This is a genomic window from Shewanella sp. S23-S33, from assembly GCF_043359565.1.
GTDB lineage: Bacteria > Pseudomonadota > Gammaproteobacteria > Enterobacterales > Shewanellaceae > Shewanella > Shewanella oncorhynchi.
The window spans coordinates 55,843-76,790 of sequence record NZ_JBHFFD010000011.1; the positions used below are offsets into that span (position 1 = coordinate 55,843).

The 20,948-nt window shown below is 45.4% G+C and carries 20 protein-coding genes; 7 read left to right on the top strand and 13 right to left on the bottom strand.

From position 1 onward, the window contains the following. Positions 1-70 precede the first annotated feature (70 nt). The 7 genes from ACHA99_RS02145 to rplU form a co-directional block, all read right to left on the bottom strand. Positions 71-484: a DUF3718 domain-containing protein gene (locus ACHA99_RS02145; protein ID WP_105249997.1), complete on the bottom strand. Its 414-nt coding sequence runs from the start codon at positions 482-484 to the stop codon at positions 71-73. A gap of 219 nt (positions 485-703) precedes the next feature. After that, positions 704-1,186 carry a type 3 dihydrofolate reductase gene (gene folA, locus ACHA99_RS02150; RefSeq protein ID WP_028761532.1) on the bottom strand — a complete coding sequence of 161 codons (483 nt, stop codon included), beginning with the start codon at positions 1,184-1,186 and terminating at the stop codon, positions 704-706. Between the two features lie 27 nt (positions 1,187-1,213). Then, the gene (locus ACHA99_RS02155; RefSeq protein WP_028761533.1) at positions 1,214-1,687 is read right to left on the bottom strand and encodes a threonine/serine exporter family protein; all 474 of its coding nucleotides are present in this window, start codon (positions 1,685-1,687) and stop codon (positions 1,214-1,216) included. Continuing rightward, entirely contained in the window at positions 1,684-2,445 is a 762-nt protein-coding gene (locus ACHA99_RS02160) for a threonine/serine exporter family protein (RefSeq protein ID WP_113939893.1), read from the bottom strand. The genes ACHA99_RS02155 and ACHA99_RS02160 overlap by 4 nt, the downstream gene beginning before the upstream one ends. A 27-nt stretch (positions 2,446-2,472) precedes the next feature. Then, positions 2,473-3,642: an Obg family GTPase CgtA gene (cgtA, locus tag ACHA99_RS02165; protein ID WP_105250000.1), complete on the bottom strand. Its 1,170-nt coding sequence runs from the start codon at positions 3,640-3,642 to the stop codon at positions 2,473-2,475. A 214-nt stretch (positions 3,643-3,856) separates the two neighbouring features. Beyond that, positions 3,857-4,111: a 50S ribosomal protein L27 gene (gene rpmA, locus ACHA99_RS02170; RefSeq protein ID WP_006080527.1), complete on the bottom strand. Its 255-nt coding sequence runs from the start codon at positions 4,109-4,111 to the stop codon at positions 3,857-3,859. A 14-nt stretch (positions 4,112-4,125) separates the two neighbouring features. After that, positions 4,126-4,437, bottom strand: a complete 312-nt coding sequence (gene rplU, locus ACHA99_RS02175; RefSeq protein ID WP_006080526.1) for a 50S ribosomal protein L21 — start codon at positions 4,435-4,437, stop codon at positions 4,126-4,128. Positions 4,438-4,709: 272 nt separating this feature from the next. On the opposite strand from rplU, the gene ispB reads away from it, so the two are divergent. After that, positions 4,710-5,681, top strand: coding sequence for an octaprenyl diphosphate synthase (gene ispB, locus ACHA99_RS02180; RefSeq protein WP_049821790.1), 972 nt, complete (start codon positions 4,710-4,712; stop codon positions 5,679-5,681). An 82-nt stretch (positions 5,682-5,763) separates the two neighbouring features. On the opposite strand, the gene ung is transcribed toward ispB, so the two are convergent. Next, the gene (gene ung / locus ACHA99_RS02185) at positions 5,764-6,429 is read right to left on the bottom strand and encodes a uracil-DNA glycosylase (RefSeq protein WP_393940778.1); all 666 of its coding nucleotides are present in this window, start codon (positions 6,427-6,429) and stop codon (positions 5,764-5,766) included. A gap of 187 nt (positions 6,430-6,616) precedes the next feature. Here ung and ACHA99_RS02190 point away from each other — a divergent pair, with 187 nt between their 5' ends. Further along, positions 6,617-7,180, top strand: a complete 564-nt coding sequence (locus tag ACHA99_RS02190) for a Tfp pilus assembly protein FimT/FimU (RefSeq protein WP_028761538.1) — start codon at positions 6,617-6,619, stop codon at positions 7,178-7,180. A 74-nt stretch (positions 7,181-7,254) separates the two neighbouring features. Beyond that, complete coding sequence (locus tag ACHA99_RS02195; RefSeq protein ID WP_105250001.1) at positions 7,255-7,575, top strand: DUF3144 domain-containing protein; 321 nt, start codon at positions 7,255-7,257, stop codon at positions 7,573-7,575. Positions 7,576-7,668: 93 nt separating this feature from the next. Here ACHA99_RS02195 and ACHA99_RS02200 read toward each other — a convergent pair whose 3' ends face one another. Beyond that, positions 7,669-8,283 carry a LysE family translocator gene (locus ACHA99_RS02200; RefSeq protein ID WP_105250002.1) on the bottom strand — a complete coding sequence of 205 codons (615 nt, stop codon included), beginning with the start codon at positions 8,281-8,283 and terminating at the stop codon, positions 7,669-7,671. Between the two features lie 276 nt (positions 8,284-8,559). On the opposite strand from ACHA99_RS02200, the gene ACHA99_RS02205 reads away from it, so the two are divergent. After that, positions 8,560-9,111: a thioredoxin family protein gene (locus tag ACHA99_RS02205; RefSeq protein WP_393940781.1), complete on the top strand. Its 552-nt coding sequence runs from the start codon at positions 8,560-8,562 to the stop codon at positions 9,109-9,111. A gap of 141 nt (positions 9,112-9,252) precedes the next feature. Here the strand turns inward: ACHA99_RS02205 and ACHA99_RS02210 are convergent, their stop codons facing one another. Further along, a complete protein-coding gene (locus tag ACHA99_RS02210) occupies positions 9,253-11,847 on the bottom strand; it encodes a TonB-dependent receptor plug domain-containing protein (protein WP_393940885.1) in 2,595 nt (864 codons plus the stop codon). A 369-nt stretch (positions 11,848-12,216) separates the two neighbouring features. Between ACHA99_RS02210 and ACHA99_RS02215 the strand changes: the two genes are divergently transcribed. The 3 genes from ACHA99_RS02215 to ACHA99_RS02225 all read left to right on the top strand — a co-directional run bounded on the left by ACHA99_RS02215 (position 12,217) and on the right by ACHA99_RS02225 (position 17,446). Then, positions 12,217-13,677 carry a sigma-54 interaction domain-containing protein gene (locus ACHA99_RS02215; RefSeq protein ID WP_393940783.1) on the top strand — a complete coding sequence of 487 codons (1,461 nt, stop codon included), beginning with the start codon at positions 12,217-12,219 and terminating at the stop codon, positions 13,675-13,677. Positions 13,678-13,849: 172 nt separating this feature from the next. Continuing rightward, complete coding sequence (gene ccoG / locus ACHA99_RS02220; RefSeq protein WP_263141619.1) at positions 13,850-15,322, top strand: cytochrome c oxidase accessory protein CcoG; 1,473 nt, start codon at positions 13,850-13,852, stop codon at positions 15,320-15,322. A gap of 522 nt (positions 15,323-15,844) precedes the next feature. Next, positions 15,845-17,446 (top strand): AMP-binding protein, encoded by a 1,602-nt coding sequence (locus ACHA99_RS02225; protein ID WP_393940786.1) that lies wholly within the window; start codon positions 15,845-15,847, stop codon positions 17,444-17,446. 89 nt (positions 17,447-17,535) lie between these two features. On the opposite strand, the gene ACHA99_RS02230 is transcribed toward ACHA99_RS02225, so the two are convergent. From ACHA99_RS02230 to hutX, 3 genes are all read right to left on the bottom strand, one after another. After that, on the bottom strand, positions 17,536-19,449 hold the full coding sequence (locus ACHA99_RS02230; protein ID WP_393940788.1) for an ABC transporter transmembrane domain-containing protein: 1,914 nt from the start codon (positions 19,447-19,449) through the stop codon (positions 17,536-17,538). Between the two features lie 218 nt (positions 19,450-19,667). Further along, a complete protein-coding gene (gene hutZ, locus ACHA99_RS02235; RefSeq protein ID WP_393940790.1) occupies positions 19,668-20,225 on the bottom strand; it encodes a heme utilization protein HutZ in 558 nt (185 codons plus the stop codon). 37 nt (positions 20,226-20,262) lie between these two features. After that, the gene (gene hutX / locus ACHA99_RS02240; RefSeq protein ID WP_393940792.1) at positions 20,263-20,844 is read right to left on the bottom strand and encodes a heme utilization cystosolic carrier protein HutX; all 582 of its coding nucleotides are present in this window, start codon (positions 20,842-20,844) and stop codon (positions 20,263-20,265) included. Positions 20,845-20,948 lie beyond the last annotated feature (104 nt).

Sequence of the window (20,948 nt, forward strand, 5' to 3'; positions counted from 1 at the left end):
ACTTGATATTAGACGCTTAATATAACGTAGCAGCAAATAGAGCTAAAGTGCCGCTAAGTTCAAATCCGCATTACTCTTCTTCACCGCCAGCAGCAGCGCCAAGACGCTCTTTCACTGCAGCGGTAATTGGGCTAGCACCATGACCGTTTGCTTCAGCCCAAGCTTGGATAGTCATCCCATCAGCTTCAGCAACACTCAATTCAGTCGCCGACAAACGCTTAGCCACAAACTCACCGGTATCGTTCGCACTCGCACCGTAAGCGGTGCGCAATAGACTTGCACCATCGCAACTGATACCACTGTAAATCTGACGTAACTTAACGCGGCTTTCTTTTAACTTTTTACGTAAGCGGTTTTTGTCGTTAGCTTTTACATAATCACAAAGACTCGCTACGAGTGGATCTTCCCCCGCAACAGCAGAGGTTGGTACAGCAATAGAACTAAATCCAATTAACGCAGCCAAGGCCACAGGCATAAGACGCATCCGATACTCCTTAATACTTTCTTATAGTTTTATTATCAATTCTGTATGGGCTGCATCTATTGTCTAAATGATATTGACCTCTTGGCTTTAGCTCTCGTTCGAAATCTAGGATAACGAAATAGGCTATCTCTTTCCGTGAAAACTAAATGTCCGATATGATGCAATACGTTAGATAAACTGACGTCCCATACACACAGGGTACACAACAGAAGCTGCAATTTAACATTTTTTTACCAAATTGATAAAGCGATATTCCAAACCAGCCGCATTTATACTCGCCAAAGATTCAGTTTCCTTCCAAGTCCCATCGTCCCAGTGGGGGAAAAATGTATCGCCTTCCACCTCAAGATTGATTTGCGTCAAATATAAGATATCGGCGCAGGGCAATAACTCGGCATAAAGCTGGCCACCACCTATAACCACTAACTCTTCACATTCACCAGCAGCTTGTTTGGCTGCATCAAATGAGGTCACACAGGTCACGCCCTCAATCACAAGATCCGTTTGGCGTGAAATCACTATGTTATGTCGACCAGGAAGGGGCCTACCGATTGACTCAAAGGTCTTACGTCCCATCACAACAGGCTTGCCTAGGGTCATCGCTTTAAAGTGACGTAGATCTTCTGGAAGATGCCATGGCATTTTATTATCTTTTCCGATGACTCGATTGTTTGCCATCGCGGCTATCATAGCAATGCGCATGCTCACTCCTGTTTTATGGAAATAGAATTATTGAATGACGGGGCGGGTCCTGAAATACAACAAACTTGGCATGGCCAAACCCACAGCTAACGCCCCTAGAATAAAGACAGTTTTAAGGCCATTACTAATCACTTGCCCCGTCAGTTCAGGACTGACTTGAGATTGAGCGGTCAATTGCACTAAGGCAATCACAGTATTAAATGCATAAGTGCCTGGGATCATAGGAATAATCGCGGCGACAGCATACATTAAAGGTGGCGCTAAGTGGCGCTTACCAAACCCTATGGTAATAATCCCTACTAATGCCGCTGCGGCGAAGGTTGCCCACTCGATTGGCAGACCAAACTGTAACATTAAAGTACGGGAGCTGTGGCCAATGGCTCCCGCTAAAGCGCAGTAAGGAAGAAATCGTTTAGGAACATTAAATACCATAGCAAATCCTACGGCGGGGATGGCAGAGAAAAAAGCATCGTGCAAAAGAGCTATCAGTAATTCCATCATAGGAAAATTCCGCCGATCTGCATCGCAATCGTAATGCCAATCACAGAAGAAACGGTCAGCAAAGTAGCATGACCCCAGCGGGATATACCGACATTCATGTGCCCTTTTACCATGTCAGAAATCGCATTAATCATCGGAAAACCCGGCACTAACATCAGCACACTCGCGGCCATAGCAGCCTTAGGAGTTTCACTTAACTCAAACAAATAACCCGTTTGAGCCAGCATACTGGTGACGAAAGCTGTGATGGCAAAATTGACTAATAAATTAAAATGCCGCTTAGCAATTGCTAAACGTACCGACATACCCACTGCCGCGGCAAAAAAAGTAATCACGCATGCAGTGAGATCGCCATTAAATAAATGACAGAAGCTAGCGCACGACAGGCCAATCATGAATACCACTAAGCTAGGAGGATAGGTTTTAGGTTCAATCCGCGCCAAGCGTTTACGCACTTCATTTGGGCCATACAACCCCTTTTCAGCGAGTAAACAGATACGTTGTAATTCACAGACGACTGTCATGTTAATGCCATGCTCACGAATACGACGAGTAGTTGTGATACAGCGACCATGAACCAAACTGGTTAACACGAGGGAATTAGAGGAAATAGAGAGTTCTACGCTGGCAAGACCTAAAGCCTGACCTAGACGCTGGCTGATTTCTTCAACTAAATCAGATTCCGCGCCGTAGGCCAGTAGCAATTGTGCAGCACGCACAACTTGCCGAGTAATATCATTTTGAGTATCAGCGTACACAGAACTCTCAAAACTCAAAGATTACTATTATCTTTGGTAAATAACTTCTACGTCGTAGTCGTCATCATCAAAGTCGTCGTCATCATCTTCATCAACATAATCTTCATTCAATGAATCAAGGTTTGCTTGATGATAATTATCCCACTTGAACTCAACTTCACTATCTGGGTCGACTTCATTGTCTTCAGGTGGAAGACTCGCAATGTAATCGAGGAGTTTTAATGCCAACTCACTGGTACCGTCGCGGTTATAGGCGGAGATAGTATAAACATCGCCTTCCCAACCCATTTCTTTAACGATACGATCAACCTTCTCTTGCAGCTCTTCTTCAAGCAGCAGATCGGTTTTGTTAAAGACTAACCAACGCGGCTTACTCGCCAACTTTGGAGAATATTTCTCAAGCTCACCTACGATAGCGCGCGCAGACTCAACCGGATCGGTTCCGTCAATCGGCTCAATATCTATGATGTGCAGCAGAATACGACAACGCTCAAGATGCTTTAAGAACCGAATACCTAAACCCGCACCATCGGCAGCGCCTTCGATGAGACCAGGAATATCCGCAATCACAAAGCTTTGTCCAGGACGTGGATTAACCACACCTAAGTTAGGCACCAGTGTTGTAAACGGATAATCAGCCACTTTCGGCGTTGCACGGGAAACCGCACGAATGAATGTCGACTTACCCGCGTTAGGCATGCCAAGCAAACCAACGTCAGCCAGCAGTAACAACTCTAATTTAAGGCTACGAACTTCACCGGGTGTGCCTAACGTCTTTTGACGTGGGGCACGGTTAGTACTGCTCTTAAAACGAGTGTTACCTAAACCATGGAAACCACCTTTGGCAACCAATAGCTTTTGACCGTGGGTTGTTAAATCCCCAAGGACTTCTTCAGTATCATGATCGACCGCGCGAGTACCAACAGGAACTTTTAAGATCAGATCTTTACCGCTATGACCAGTACAATCACGGCCACGACCATTTTCGCCACGTTCAGCCATGTGAAAACGTTCAAAACGGAACTCGATCAAAGTGTTGAAGTTTTCGTCAGCTTGCAGGAAAACACTGCCACCGTCGCCACCATCACCACCATCAGGACCACCATCAGGTACATACTTTTCGCGCCTAAAGCTAACACAACCGCTACCGCCGTCGCCTGCTTCGACCCTAATTACTGCCTCATCGACAAACTTCATACTTACTCCTGGCACCACTGAATGAAGCAATTATACCGTCTAACTTCATTGGTCGCCAAAAAACTCGAGATACTTTGCTCCCAATCTTACCTGTCAATGCTCATTCTTGGTAATCATTTACCAACTCAAGCATCTACACGGCGTAAATAGAAGCACAAAAAACAGAAAGCCCCACCAATGGCGGGGCTTTAACAGTATAAGCTAGGTTCGAAAGTTAAGCTTCGATGCTAATAAACTTACGGTTATTAGCGCCTTTAACTTCGAATTTAACTTTACCGTCAGTCAGAGCAAACAGAGTATGGTCACGACCAATACCTACGTTTACACCAGCGTGGAATTTAGTACCACGTTGACGAACAATAATGTTACCAGCTAGAACTGATTCACCGCCAAAGCGCTTAACACCTAGACGTTTACTTTCTGAATCGCGGCCGTTACGAGTAGAACCGCCAGCTTTTTTATGTGCCATGAGTTAGACTCCTATTATGCGTTGATAGCAGTAATTTTAACTTCAGTGAACCACTGACGGTGGCCCATTTTCTTGTCGTGGTGCTTACGACGACGGAACTTAACGATAGTAACTTTATCGCCACGACCGTGACTTACAACTTCAGCAACGACTTTACCGCCAGCCACTAAAGGAGCACCAACATGCACTGTTTCGCCATCAGCGATCAAAAGAACTTGATCGAACTCGATAGTTTCGCCAGTTGCAACTTCTAACTTTTCTAAACGTACTGTGTGGCCTTCAGCTACACGGTGTTGTTTACCACCACTTTGAAAAACAGCGTACATAGCTATTTTACTCCAATTCCTAACACGCGGGCTCATTCTTGGATGAGGCAGGGTGCTACAAAAACTTTATTGACAATGGGCGCGGAGTTTACGCGAAGAATCTAACTCTGGCAAGCCCTAATTAGGAAAGAATAAAAAAAGACCGGATTAACTCTCACATTAGTTGAGCTAGTGCTGTCATATGTCAGAATTTTAGGTAAAATTCATTTCATTATAACACGTGAGCCTAAACAGGGGCCGGGTACGTAATGACCCCACAACCAGAGTCTATTATGGATTTAAACGCTATTCGTCAACTGGCTGACACTGATATGCAAGCAGTCAATCAGCTGATATATAAACAGCTTGAATCAGATGTCGCCCTAATTAATCAATTAGGTTTTTACATTATTAATGGTGGTGGTAAACGTCTTCGTCCTCTGCTGTCGGTTTTAGCCGCACGTGCGGTGAGCTACGAAGGCGAAGCACATCTTAAGCTAGCGGCGATTATTGAGTTTATCCATACAGCCTCATTGCTCCATGATGATGTCGTTGATGAATCGACGTTACGCCGCGGACGAGAAACCGCCAATGCACTGTTTGGCAATAGTGCCAGTGTGCTAGTCGGGGATTTCCTTTATACCCGCTCATTCCAGATGATGACCGAACTTGACAACATGAAAGTGCTCAGAGTGTTAGCTGATACGACTAACGTGTTGGCCGAGGGTGAAGTCTTACAGCTGATGAATTGTAATGACCCAGACACCACTGAAGAAAGCTATATGCGGGTCATTTATTGCAAAACAGCCAAGTTATTTGAAGCCGCTACGCTACTTGCGGGCGTGCTAGCAGGTGCAACGCCTGAGCAAGAAACCGCCTTAGGCAACTATGGTAAATATCTCGGCACCGCCTTTCAGCTCACCGACGACTTACTCGACTATACCGCCGACAGTGACGAGCTAGGTAAGAATATTGGCGATGACCTTGCCGAAGGTAAACCGACTCTGCCACTCATCTATGCCATTGCCCATGGCACAGACGAAGAGAAACAGCTCATACGTCAAGCAATTGAGCAAGGTGATGGTACTCAGGCCATAGATAAAATCGTAGCAGCACTGCACCATTGCGGCGCGTTAAACTACACCCAACAAAAAGCAATTGAAGAATCAGAGAAAGCGATCGCGGCATTATCTGCTTTACCCGATAGCGACTATAAGCAAGCCTTAGTAACACTAGCTAAGATTTCGGTCGACAGAAACCACTGATTGCTAACTAATGTAGTTTCGCCCCAAAAATAAGGTCTTACTCAGTAAGACCTTTTTTATTGCTTTAACCGCAATCCTAAAATCAAACCTGCCAAAGGATCGGCGTTTCGCCTCGCTCAAGCAATAATTGATTAACTTGAGAGAAATGCCCACAACCAAAAAAACCGCGATAAGCCGATAAAGGTGAAGGATGCGGTCCTGTGAGCACTTGATGTTGCGGTGCGTTAATGACTTGACCCTTTTTAATGGCATGACTGCCCCAAAGCACGAAAATAATCGGCTGAGTCTGCCGATTTAATAATTCCAGCACCGCAGTCGTAAAGACTTCCCACCCGGCTTTGGCATGGGAATGCGCCTTACCTTGCTCAACGGTTAATACCGTATTGAGCATTAAGATCCCCTGCTCCGCCCATGCGGATAAATCGCCGTGGGATGGAATGGTAAAGCCATCAATATCCGTCGCTAACTCTTTGTACATATTGGCTAAAGATGGCGGTGGTTTTATCCCGCGTTTAACCGAAAAACATAAACCATGGGCTTGATCTGGGCCGTGATAGGGATCTTGGCCAATCAAAACCACTTTGACTTGTTCAAGGGGCGTCATACTAAAAGCATTGAAAACATCAACTTCGGGGGGATAAACCACTTTCCCAGCCCTGCGTTCATTATCAACAAATGCGCTTAGTTGCTGAAAATAAGGCAAAGCTCTTTGCTCATCGATAAATGTTTGCCATGTCACCTGAGTCACTATTTTACTTCCTCAATTCTATAATCGGGTTAGCTTAAAAGTCCTATAGTGGTATGGCAAGTTTGCAGACTTTACTTGCCGCTAAGTAATACCACTAAACCTGCTAGGTCTCACGTTAAGACTTTCAATTTAAAACATTCGAAATTAAGTGATATAGTGCGCCCATTCTCGCACACTCTGATACGTAATGATGATCCAACATTCTGATAAATCAATTCAAAGACATCAAACGGGTTTCACCTTAATTGAACTTGTGGTGGTCATCATAGTGCTCGGTATTTTAGCCGTAGTGGCCCTGCCAAAATTTATCAATGTGCAACAAGATGCGCAAATTGCAACCGTTAAAGCGGCAGGCGGAGGCTTTAAATCAGCCATCAATCTGGCACGTTCCGTATGGGCTGTAAAAGTGGGCTCAGGTCCAAAAGAGGATTTACCCGTATTTGGTACGGCACAATCCGAACAAATAGATTTCAACGCCTTCGGTTGGCCAGCCCAACACTATATCCATGGCAATGAGGCCTCTCCGGCACTCGATAATGTTGAAGACTGTATATCGGTATGGGAAGTATTATTCCAAAATGCCCAGCCGAGTGTCTCGCGCTTGAATATTGATGCGACTGAAACCGACTATAAAGCCAGTTATACCGATCCTGGCCAGTGCACTTATTTGTATCGAACAAACGATAAACTGTCGATTAATTATGACTCCCATACAGGAGTCGTCATTACCGACACAGATCCCAATAGTTAATGCCTGACGATTCCTTCTTACACCAATTAAGTTAGAATCGAACTTTAATCTGTTACTTTTTTAGAGTGAACGCCATGACCGACACGAGCAGCACCACCATTTACGAACTTGCCGATCAGTTTATTGCCTTAGCCAATCAGCTAAGCCAACAAGAAGCAGATGTAGGTAAAGTTGGCACAGCACTCCGTTTTGCCGCAGCACGTTTTAATGCCTTCGAAGCCGCGATAAAATCAGCGGATCTCGGTGCAGAAAAAGAGAGCGCATTAGAATGGTTTAGCAGTGAATTCAAAGAAATGCTGAGTGACAACTTAGACGACCACATTGCCAACCCACCCATTATCCAAGAAAGTGTGGCAGAAGAAGCTGATAATTCTGTGCAAATGTTTAAAGGCTAATCACGCCTTGATTTAAAATGCATAGCCATCAACAAACACGCCATCGATTGATGGCGTGTTTGTTATTTAAAACCAATGATTTTAGATAGATCACTAAAGCGTGTACACCACACGAATCGCCAGCAATATCAATACTACGCCGGATAACTTATCAATTAACCCCGCTTTTTCTCTCAACTTAGGCAACACACTCGAGTGGGATAGCAATAAGGCTATCAAGGTGTACCAAAGACCATCGACCACTAACGGTGTAAAAACAATTAATGCTTTAGCCGTCATGCTGTCGGCGACCATCACAAATTGGCTGAATAACGCAAGAAAAAATAGCATTATCTTAGGGTTGAATAAAGAAATAGCAATACCATCACGGGCTGCAGTTAAGGTATCTGTCGCCTCCCCTGCAGCCAATTTAGCTTGCATACCGCCATTGGAACGCAGCGCTTGAACTCCCATCCAAGCAAGGTATAAGGCACCGAGAATCGCAATGCCATTAAAGACTAAGGGCGCCTTTTTAAGAACTACGGCTAAGCCCAGTAACGTCACCAGCGCATAGATCCCAATCCCTATCGAGTGTGCCCAAGCACAAACGATACCCTTTCCCCGCCCACCACCTAAAGTATGACGTACTACCATAGTCAAACTTGGGCCCGGCGACATAGCCCCCAAACAACAAATAGCCAATAAACCTAACCAAGTACTCCAACTCATTGAGACACCTTTCGCCGAATAAAAAAGCCCACTGCTGGGCCTTAAACTTGCTTGCCATTCTAGCATCGCGTCATCAAGGCGTTAACGCTAATAAATCCATTTTCAATAAATGAACAGTCATTTAAGAGAACCCCAAACGCGATAATCCCATAAATTCACACTGATTTAAGCCGTTAACCGCTAAAATTAGCGTTAACCTAAGCCTTTATAGCCAAACCTTAATACCTAAGCCTTCATCGCTATTATCACAAAGGCGATTCACAATCAGGAAATTTTATGAACACTATAACGCTGATCAGTATTTTTATTCTTTGCCTATTAATAGGTGCGATCTTATTACTGCTTTGGCAAAGACAAAAAGGTAAAACCATACCGCTGACGGTGATTTTTGTGCTGGGATTTTTCGCCTTAGGACTCAGTGCTATTATTGGATTTGTGCACAAAAGCGAGGATTACCAAGCCTATCAAAAACTACAATGGCACACCTTAGCCCCAGAGAAAATCGCGCCTCTGGTTGCCCAAGGCTATACCGTCTTTGTCGATATTACCTCTGATTGGTGCACCATCTGCCAAACGAATAAAGCGGAAGTCACCCACAGGGAGCAAATTGTAAATGCCTTGATGGCCGACAATATCATTCTGATGCAAGGTAACTGGAGTGAGGCGAATAAAACGATTGAAACCTATATGCGCCACGAAGGAGTCCCCGGCACGCCCTACAATAAAATTTATGGTCCAAGCGCCCCCAATGGGATTCTATTGCCGTCAAAACTCAGTATGAGTGATGTGTTAAATGGTTTAGCTGCCGCGCAAACGAATCGTAACTAAGCACTAAACCATATTTAGGACGAGTCAAATACGAATAAAAAAGGCTGCATTGCAGCCTTTTTGCTTACTTCACTTCTATTTATAAAAGCCAAATTTCTTGAAAGGTGGGTTAGAAATCGCTTCTATAAATTGGCTTACTCATTAAAAACGGTAATTCACTCGACCATAGTAGAAACCGCCGTTGTAATCGAATGGCCCACTTTCATAATAAACGCCACCGAGTTCACCCAAGGTCCCTTCTTTCAGCTTTTGCGCTTCTTGATCAAATAGATTATTAGCCCCCACCGCCAGGGTTAAGCCATCAAGTAATTGATAGCTCATTTCAAGATCGACGGTCACTGCAGCATCAGCCATTTCAGAGCCCCAGTCAGAGGTATCATCAGCGTGAGTCGCATAGTACTCACCAAAATAGTTACCACGTAGTGACAGGGTTACCTTGTCCCATGACTGTGCCCAAGTTAAGGTGGCACGGTGCGCTGGGATACCATCTTCTAATCGACGAACTTTACCCGCATCGGTCGTTTTAAGATCAAACTTATCAACACTGGTATCGGTCCAACCATAGGCAAGACTGAACTTAGCATTACCCGACAGGATTTCTGCATCATAGGAGGCGACGATGTCGATACCTTGAGTCGTAGTATCAAAGTCGTTGGTGTAATAACTCACACCTTGGATTAACTCAGGGAACTCAACCCCAGCGGCACGTAGCGCATCATAATCTTTAGCTTCAACATCAATCTTACTCGACTGTGCAATACGGCCCTCAACGCCAATGTTGTAATAATCGACCGTTAAGAAGAAGCTTTCGTACTCATATACAGCCCCAATCGCATAACTAATCGACTCTTCAGGCTTTAACACTTCACCACCGTAAAATGCCGCAAGCGGATCGGTTGGAGGGGCGATAAAGGTCTGGATCAATTCACCATCGATGATCGATGTCTGGGTATTCACCACGTTTTCTTGGCCAACCGTTGGTGCACGAAAGCCGGTGCTGTGTGAGGCGCGGAACGACAATTCATCCGTTGCAGAATACTGCAACGTCAATTTGTAATTTAACGTATCACCAAAGGTTGAAAAGTCTTCGTAGCGCAGTGCTAAACCGAGTAACCAGTCATCACTTAAATAAGCTTCTAAATCAGTATAAATACCTATATTATGACGTGAGTTTTTACCCGCAGACTCTGGGCCAAAGCCTTTAAAACCATGCGCACCTATGTTGAAACCTTGGCTAGCATAAGGGCCTGCAATCCACGAGGCTTCATCACCTTGAGAAATCTCAAACGACTCATTTCGCCATTCAAAACCAGAAGCAAAGCTAATGTCTTCAATGCCTACTAAGGTAATGAAGCGCGAGAAATCTAAGTTAACTGTGGTTTCAACTTGCTCATAAGCTCCCGTATCGAAATCCGTCGGGGTATCTAATCCCAGTGATGGATTCAACGAATTTTTAAGACCAAAACTGGCTTTGTTCGCCCCAGTACCGGCACTGAAATCATAATTCCATTCACCGATATCGCCTTTTACACCTGCGAAGAAGGACATATCTTCAATGGTGCCGGTGAACTGTGGCGTATAGCCACCTGGAAATATCTGGTTCATAGCAAAGCAATTTGGGTCGGTAACCATCGCCTTGTATGCATCAGTGTCGAGTACGTTGCCGTCACTATCAGGAATACCGTCGTTATTTGTATCAATTTTAGGAATAGGCACTGCCGCACAAGTCGTTTTATCACCATTAACCGCGCCCACAAGTAAATTCTGGCCACCATCATTGGAATACACATTGCTACGATTTTGTGGGTAACGATAATAGAAGCCTCCCACGGCATCGCGGGAAGACAGATTACCAAAGGCATAGGCATGCATATTGGCATTAATGTCTAAGCCTGAGTTGATGAACACTGAATAGTCATCATTAATCTCAGGATTACCCCACACTTGTGCGGGGTCATTGATCGCGGTATTACCCTGCTCGGCTAAGTTAGCCGCATCAGGACGCTGCACACTACGGCTAGTGGAGTCAGCATTTTTATACTGGAAGCTCAAATTGACGAAGCCATTTTCAGTCACAGGTAAACCGACATCACCTTCGACCGTAGTCGTAGCACCATCACCCTCGTAATATTCTCCTTGGGTCACAGTGATGGAACCACCCTCGGAATTATCTTTTAGAACAAAGTTCATGACTCCGGCAATCGCATCAGAGCCATATTGCGCAGCAGCACCGTCGCGCAACACTTCAACTTGCTTTAATGCAGAACCAGGAATAACTGAGATATCAGGACCTTGAGCGCCATCGTTAATACCACCACCTTGGAACGCAATCACAGATGCACGGTGACGACGCTTACCGTTGACTAGCACTAGCGTACTGTCTGATGGCAAACCCCGTAAATTAACGGGACGAACTAAGGTTGCTGCATCACTAATGGGTTGAGCGCGTGAGTTAAACGATGGCACCGAAGTCACTAACATATCAATCATGTCAGTCGAACCATTCTTTTTAAGGTCGTCACTACTAATAATATCAATAGGAACGGGGGAATCGCCGATTGAGCGTGGCGCAGCACGGGACCCTACAACTGCAATTTTTTCAACGTTCTCATTTTTAACAGCCGTCTCATCTTCTTCTGCTATTGCCTGCGGACTGATTAAACTACCAGACAAGGCTAGAGTAATCGCCAAACTCACTGCACTTAATCCAAACTTCTGCTTCTTTGAGGTCATCATATTCATCCCAACTGCTTATTATTTTTAGAATACCTGACCTGCTTTGTGCGATTCTCGTCCCTAAACCTTGCTACCACGGCCAACACAAAATCACATTGCACAAACATTTTTATAACACAAATGAAACAATATCCAATGTTAAATCAGACTTTTGAATGAATATTAGTCATTTATCTTTTATATCAATTTCTTAGATGAAAATATTTTTTAGAGGATGGCATCAAGTAAAATGTATTCGAACGGCAAAAAGTGTGAGCAGAAAAATCACCAAAGAAAAAATGCTTAAAGGGCATAATCAAAAACACGATATATCGCGTCACAGTACTTAAGGTATACTCAGAAAATACCGCCAAAACCAGAGTAAGACAGATGATCAATAAGATTTCAGTCAATAATGAAAAATCGATAGATAAGCATTTCTTACCGGAAAACCAGTTACTGCTCAACGCTGTCGGCGAAGGTATTTATGGATTTGATTTAAGCGGTAATGCGGTGTTTATCAATCCGGCAGCCGAACGCATGACGGGTTGGAAGAATGAAGAGCTACTGGGTAAAAACATCCATAACTGCCATCATCACAGTCATGCAGATGGCAGTCATTATCCCCAAGAGGATTGTCCAATTTACAACACCTTAAAGGATGGGATCACCCGAGAAATCACCCACGATGTATTTTGGCGTAAAGATGGCAGTAGCTTCCCCGTTCATTACAGTTCCACCCCTGTTTACCGTGACAATCAACTAATTGGCGTAGTCGCGATATTTCGCGACATTAGTATTCAAAAACAAACAGAGCAGTCATTACGCCAAGCCCTAGCCCAAGTACAAGCACTGTCGGAGCGACTCGCCTCTGAAAATCATTATCTACAGGCAGAGTTGGCAGATAAAACGGGTGATGTGGATATTTCGGGAGCCAGTACAGTGATCCGCCATATGATCCAGCAATTGCACATGGTGGCCAATACCGACAGTACTGTGCTCATTTGTGGTGAAAATGGCACAGGAAAAGAACTCGTTGCCCGTAACTTACATCAGCTCAGTCGCCGCAAAGATAAACCCATGATCAGTGTCAACTGTGCCGCGTTTTCGGCATCTTTACTAGAAAGTGAACTCTTTGGTCATGAGAAGGGGGCATTTACTGGCGCCACAAGCCGCCGTAAAGGTCGCTTCGAACTTGCTCATCAAGGCACACTGTTCCTCGACGAAGTCGCTGAACTCAGTTTAGAAGCCCAATCAAAACTACTACGAGTCATCCAAGAACAATCCTTCGAACGTCTCGGTGGCAGTGAAACCATTCAAGTGGATATTCGCTTAGTCGCCGCCAGTCACCACGATTTACTCAAGCGAGTCGAACAGGGATTATTTAGGATGGATCTCTATTACCGTTTGAATGTATTCCCTATTCAAGTACCACCACTGCGCGCAAGAATCGAAGATATTCCCGAACTCGTCAGCCATATTCTGCACAACTTGAATCGTAAGCTAGGTAAAAAAATCCGTGGAGTGAGCCAAAAAGGGCTACAAAAACTCATGGCTTATACTTGGCCCGGCAATGTGCGCGAACTGCAAAATATCCTCGAACGCGAAGCCATTCTATCCCAAGGAGATATTCTGCAGATCCATGCGATGCCGAGCAATAATCCCTTAGCTCAAACCCAAGGGCAAACCTTAGCGGAAGCGGAAGCGCTGCATATAGAACAAACCCTTAAGCGCTTAAACTGGCGCATATCCGGCCCACTCGGCGCAGCGAATGTCCTCGGTGTGCCCGCAAGTACACTGAGATCGCGAATGAAAAAACTGGGGATCCAGCGTCAATCGAGTGAAATCTAATTCAAAACGAGCACACTAAAAACGCGATATATCGCCAATGTGTGATATATCGTGTTCTTCATCTAGTTCCAATCACAAAATAATTATAAATATCATGATGTTGAGCTAATTAAAACTTGGCCTAGTGCTTGCTATAGGGAGGCGAATCTTATTTAAGCCGTTAGGACCCTTTATGCCCAAGAGTGAAGTTACCCCAAATTCTCCAAGTGTAAATAAGAGTGTGGGCGCGAAACCTGCCTCAGTAGAGCTACACATTCCGGTTAAAAACCTCTCTACTGAAACCGCAGCAAAAAGTCGTCTCCCCTCTGGCAATATCCATTTTCGTGAGCAAAAAGGTGATTTTCAGCGCCTGCGAACCATGATGAATAGCCTATTGATCGTGATGTTTTTCGCCCTGCCGTTTATCTCTATTGATGGCCGCCAAGCAATACTGTTAGATATCAGCCAACAACAGTTTTTTTTCTTTGGTATCACGCTCTGGCCACAGGACTTTACCTTGCTGGCATGGATTTTTATCGCCGCCGCCTTCGGTCTGTTTTTCATTACCGTATTTTGGGGCCGTGTTTGGTGCGGTTACCTTTGCCCACAAACGGCGTGGACCTTTATCTATGTGTGGATAGAAACGCGCATCGAAGGCAGCAGTAATAAACGTAAGCAGCTCGACAAAGCCCCTTGGACTAGCAGTAAAATCGGTAAAAGAAGTGCAAAGCACTTACTTTGGGGTCTAACAGCTCTGCTCACTGGCTGTGGTTTTATCGGTTATTTTATTCCCGCCCGTGAACTTTATGTGGACATCTTGACGGGCAATGCCAGCTTCTGGGTGACAAGCTGGGTGTGGTTTTTCGCCATTTGTACTTATCTCAATGCGGGCTGGATGCGCGAGCAAATGTGCTTACATTGCTGCCCCTATTCACGTTTCCAAGCTGTGATGTTCGATGCCAACACTAAAACCGTGACCTATGATGCACAGCGCGGTGAAGCCCGTGGCCCTCGCAAACGTAAACAAGAGAACAATCAAGATGACCATACTTTAGGTGACTGTGTTGACTGTAATTTGTGTGTCGAAGTTTGCCCAACAGGGATAGATATTCGTAACGGTTTGCAATATGAGTGCATCAACTGCGGCGCCTGTGTCGATGCCTGTAATGAGACTATGTTGAAGTTCGATTACAAGCAGAATCTTATCGGCTATATGAGTGAAAATGATCTTAAGGGAGTGAATTACTCCTATTGGCGCTCGCCGCGTTTCTTAGGCTACGGTGCAGCGGTCATTATCATGTTTATCGTCATAGGGTTAGACTTAAATAGCCGCAGCGAGATCCAGCTTAACGTGATCCGTGATCGTCAAAGCTTGTACCGTGAAACCTCGGATAATAAAGTTGAAAATACCTATCAGCTGAAGATCCGCAACAAGACACAAGATACTAAGCAGTATCAACTCGCCGTCGACAGTGAAATGCCCTTTAGCTTGATTGCCGATCCTATTATTACCTTGGCAGCGGGTGAACAAGTCGACTATCCCGTCACTGTATTAGCCGATAAGGATGCCATCCCCTCGGGGCGCAAAATGATCCAATTCTCGGTGACGGATGTTAAACAACCAACACAACAAGTGAGCCAAGAAACCGGATTCTTCAGTCCTTAGCACTGGGCTTTTAGCGCTTAATATGAGTTACCGTAACATTGGTCATCATCAAATTAACTACCCAATCGGCGCTTGAGGAATCAACTCAAGCGCCAGTTAAAGGCAGAAATTCATCCCCAAATGACAACCTGATCTTTAACGTCTCATACATCGGAATCAAACCTTAAACACCTACAAAGCTGAAAATTTCCCCGTTAAACGGCGCATAGACAAAGCAAATTGAGCACATTCAATCTTAATCCTTAGAAACATAACGGTTACAAATTTTAAATTGTCTTTCCTTCAACTCTTATTTAGATTTTGTGGTTCACTAGATAACTAAGCTTCTAAAATAACTAAGCTATAGTTAAGCACTCAGCTTTAGAGTAAAAATACTATTTGTTACATAAAGATACCGTTATTGGCATAAAGATGTTTTTCGCAATAAGCATTGACCTCTAGTGCTAACACCCTCTAATCTAAACACCTGTTTAACTCCAAAATAATAACAACTAATAAACATCATCTTTGAGGTAGTTCAGCATGGCATACGATCAAGACTCTCAACTCAAACTAAACTACTCATCACTGGTCGATCTGATCGAGAAAACTAGCCTGCGTTACGGTGATAAACCCGCCTATGCCTGTCTCGGTAAAACCAGCAGTTTTAACGAGATAGAACGCGATTCTCGTTACTTTGCCGCCTATTTACAGAATAAGACCACACTCAAACCGGGCGATCGCATCGCCATTCAATTGCCTAATATCACCCAATTTGTCATCGCGGCCTACGGCGCAATCAGGGCTGGGCTTATCTTAGTTAACACTAATCCCCTGTATACCGAGCGTGAGCTCATCCATCAGTTCAATGATTCTGGTGCCAAAGCGATCGTGGTTTTATCCGATCTATTACCGACCTTAGCCAAAGTCATCGACAGCACCAAAATAGAATATGTCATTTCAACCCACCCTTTAGATTTGATCGATCCGCACGTACAGCCTAAAACAGGCCTGAAGAATGTGGAGTTTTGCCAAATTTTAAAACAAGGCGCAGAACTCCTCTTTAGCCGATTTATCTCAAATCTCGACGACCTCTCGGCGTTGCAGTATACGGGCGGCACCACTGGATTATCTAAAGGTGCCATGTTGACCCACGGCAATATGCTCGCTAATGCGGCGCAGGTAAAATCCCGCATCGCGAGCGTGATCACCGAAGGGGAAGATATCTTCGTTGCACCGCTACCGATTTACCATATTTATGCGTTTATGGTGAACTTAGTGCTGTATTTCGAGTGTGGCGGCTGCTCGGTATTAATTCCAAATCCACGGGATATTAGCGGCTTAATTAAGACACTCGCCAAATATCCCTTCACTGGATTTGCAGGACTCAATACTCTGTTTGTCGCCCTATGCCATCAACCCGAGTTTAAGGCACTCGACTTTAGCCATTTAAAAATCACTATCTCGGGCGGCACAGCACTGACGGCCGCGGCGGCCAACATTTGGCAACAGACGACAGGCAACATGATCAGTGAAGGTTATGGGCTATCTGAAACTTCGCCGGTGATTTCACTCAATGCACCCGGTTATCAAAAACTAGGCACTATTGGTAAACCTGTGATTGGCACTGAGGTTAAACTCTTAGATGAAAACGACATTGAAGTGCCCTTAGGTACGGCCGGAGAATTAGCCGCACGCGGCCCACAAGTCATGCGGGGATATTGGAATAATCCGCAGGAAACCGCCAATGCTATGACTCAAGATGGCTTCTTCAAAACTGGGGATATTGCCATAGCAACAGCGGAAGGTTTCCATCAAATTGTGGATCGCAAAAAGGATATGATCATAGTTTCAGGCTTTAACGTTTATCCCAACGAAGTGGAAAACGTCCTAGCGAGCCACCCTAATGTGATCGAATGCGCCGTGGTGGGAGTAAAAGATGAACACTCGGGCGAAGCGGTTAAAGCCTTTATCGTGCTTAAGGATGATAGCCAAGATCATCAACAGGCTAAAGAGGCTATTCTAAGCTATTGCCGCGAGCAATTAACCGCCTATAAATTGCCAAAAGTCATTGAATTTATGGCGCAATTACCTAAAAGTACCGTCGGCAAAATTCTGCGCCGCGAGCTAAAAGATAAAGCTTAAAAACCGCATTTAAAGGCAAAGCTAAGAAACAAAAAACACAATAAAAGACCCAGTGAGCTAGCTTAAGCGTTTTAGCTAGCGACTGGGTTTTATTTTACCTTCACGGTCTCATTCAAGGCGCTGGCATTGGCCTCTTCGGTTAACAATTGCAGACTGGCAAATTCACGATATAACGCATTAGATTGCATCAACTCTTGGTGGCGACCGCAGGCGACAATCTCGCCCTTATCAAACACAAAAATCCTATCGGCATTGATTACTGTCGATAGACGGTGAGCAATAATCAAAGTCGTTTTACCCGCCATCAATACATCCAGCGCTTGCTTCACTTTCTGCTCGCTCACCACATCTAAGGCGCTGGTCGCTTCATCGAGTAACAATATCGGTCTGTTGGCTAAAATCGCCCGCGCAATGGCAATACGTTGTTTTTGTCCACCAGAAAGCCGCACACCACGCTCACCTAAATAGGTTTGATAACCTTCAGTAAACTCGCTAATAAACTCGTGGGCACGGGCTGCAATACAGGCATCTATCACTTCTTGCTCGGTGGCATCGACTCGACCATAACGCACGTTTTCAAGTACGCTAGTCGCAAAAATCACCGAGTCCTGCGGCACTAGAGCAAACTGCGACCGCAACTCCTGCGGCAGAAGATTAGCAATATCAATACCTTCCAGTCGAATACTGCCAGCGCTAGGCACGTAAAAGCGTTGCAATAACTGGAACAAGGTACTTTTACCCGCGCCACTTGGCCCGACTAAGGCAACCCGCTCACCCGCGGCAATAGCCATATTGAGCTGTTTTAGCACTAAGGCATCATGCTCTGGATAGGCAAAATTGAGCCCTTCAATCATTAACTCGCCACTGACCTTGGCGGGTAAACTCACAGGATGAGTTGCAACGGGAATATCCACTTGTGTTTCAGCCAGTTCGATTAAACGTTCTGCGGCGCCAGAAGCCCGCTGAATTTCGCCTATCACTTCGCTAATGGTCGCCACTGCGCCCGCAACCATGACAGCGTAAAACATAAAGGCAGATAACTCACCGCCCGTCATCTTACCCGCCATCACATCGTGGGCACCGACCCAAGTCACCATAGCAATCGCGGCGATACTTAAAAACATCACAGTTGAGATCAGCAAGGCACGGTAACGGATCCGGCCACTGGCCGCAGACATCACATCTTCGACGCGGCGATTGAACAAGCTACGGTCTTTATCTTCATGCCCATAGGCTTGTACCGTATGAATTTCATGAAGTGTTTCATCAACATAAGCGCCGAGATCAGCAACCCTATCTTGGCTTTCCCGTGCTAACACACGTACTTTGCGACCAAAAAAGATCACCGGCCCTAACACTAAGGGCACAGCCAACAACACCAGCAATGTCATCTTAACGCTAGTGATACCCATCATGACTAAACCACCAAGAACAGTTACGCTAGAGCGCAGCGCCATGGAAAGACTTGAACCCACCACAGTTTGTAACAAAGTAGAATCGGCGGTAAAACGGGAGATAACTTCACCAGTGCGTACCTTAGCGTAAAAGGCGGGAGAGAGTTTAAGTAGTTGATTGTAAACCGTTAGACGAATATCGGCGCTGACCCGCTCGCCAAGCCAAGTCATCAAGTAGAAGCGGCAAAACACCGCTGTGCCACTGACGGCGGTAATCCCGAGCACTAACAGTATGATTTCATTCAGCCGCTGCGCATTATCCCTTACAAAGCCTTCATCGACCATCAAGCGCACACCTTGGCCTAATGATAGCCAAGCGAGCGACCCTATCATCAAGCAGATAATCGCCGCGACAACTTTCAGTTTGTAGGGTTTAAGAAACCCCATAATCCAAGGCAATACCGATCTTTGCTGCGCCGAGGTCCATTTAGCCTTTGATGTATCAGCGCTTGTTGTAGGCGTGACTGGAATTAACTTTTCGGGCAATGGCTCAGCCCCCGCTTTAATGGGTTCAGATGATTTGGCTAGTTCGGCTGTCGGCTCGGTCACGGGTGGCATCCTTGAGGTAGGTAAGGCAATTCAAATATAACATCAGCATGAATGGGATCATCTGCAGCCGTTAACCGCGCAGCATGACTTAAAGCATATAAGTGAGATGCTACCTCTTGCAGTGGAATTCAAGGGCTGTGTGGTTTTACTCAAAAGAAAAGCATAAAACAAACCCGCAGCGAGTGCGGGTTTGTTTTATTACAATAGCTTGACGCGGCTTAAGCGACTTGCTTGTTTTCCGGCGTTTTTGGCGTGCCGTGGTGGCCATCGCGCTTCCAATCCACATCTAACAACTCTGCGCCGCTCAGGCTAAATGCTTGGCCAAAACCTTTGACGTAAAGACCCTGATGAGGCGCGAGCTTATATAAGTTAAAATCGGTTAACGCCGCAAGGTTATCGGATATTTCGCCAAAACGTGCCGATAACACACCAACACCTTTGCTGAAGGCGGGCGTATCGCGGGGCACTGCCTCGGCAATCGCATCGAAGGTTAAACGCTTGCGGGCAAAAACCGATTTGGCCGCAGTTTCGTCTTCAACTAACATCACAGAGACCTTAGATGAGTGCTTTAAATTATGACCGTGACGGGCTAAGTCACTCACCAAAATATAAAAACCATCATCTGCCAGTGCGAAGGGCGCATAGCTCGCATTCGGCTGGCCATCGGTACCAATGGTGGCTAGTTGCAAGGTCTCGCGCTGCTGTTTAAAGGCTTCGATTTCGGGTAAGAGTTTGTCTCTTAAACGCTGTTCTTGTTCGGTAATTTCAGGCTTCATTTACTGTTTTCCTTAATACTTTTGTTAATGCTGCAATTCAGAGGTGTGATTGCACCGAGGCAAAGGCTGTCGCGAGCGCTTTAAATTGGCGAACTTGCTCAGGAAACAGTGCTCTTTGTTTATCACGGCCTAAATACACTTTGAACACCACCTCACCTTCACTGCCGAAAAAGTTAATCGAATGGCTCTCGCTGCCTCTAAAAGGTCTGCTGATCAAAGCGATACCACTCATGGCATCTAATTTGAGATGACCATGCAAACCGTCCCCCTTGCTGTAGAGGTTGTAATAACCGTGGGCGTATTTCCCCTCGGGGAAATCCCCTTTAAATTCAAATACGCTGCCAGATAACATCACAATAGTGGTTAACTTTCCCCATTTGGGTAAGGCTTGCAGTAAGGTATCGAGCTGAGTTAACGGAACAAACACCACTTGTTCGGGCGGCAATGCAGCGACCACTTCAAGCTCGGCAATGCCTAATTCACTGGCGAGCTGCGCTGGCATTAAATCAGCTTGTTGTTCAAATCGTTGTCGCAATTGCGCCTGTTGCTCACTTAGCTGACGTTGCTCAGAGTTTAAATCTGGCGCGACATCGAGCTCGGTATCGAGTGTCATCTTCATTTTACTGTCTCCAGCGGTAGTGACTATTGAGTGGCTTGGCATTAAACGCTGACTCCCGTGTATTCTGGCACTTGGCGTGTGCTCAGATTGAACAACACTAAGCA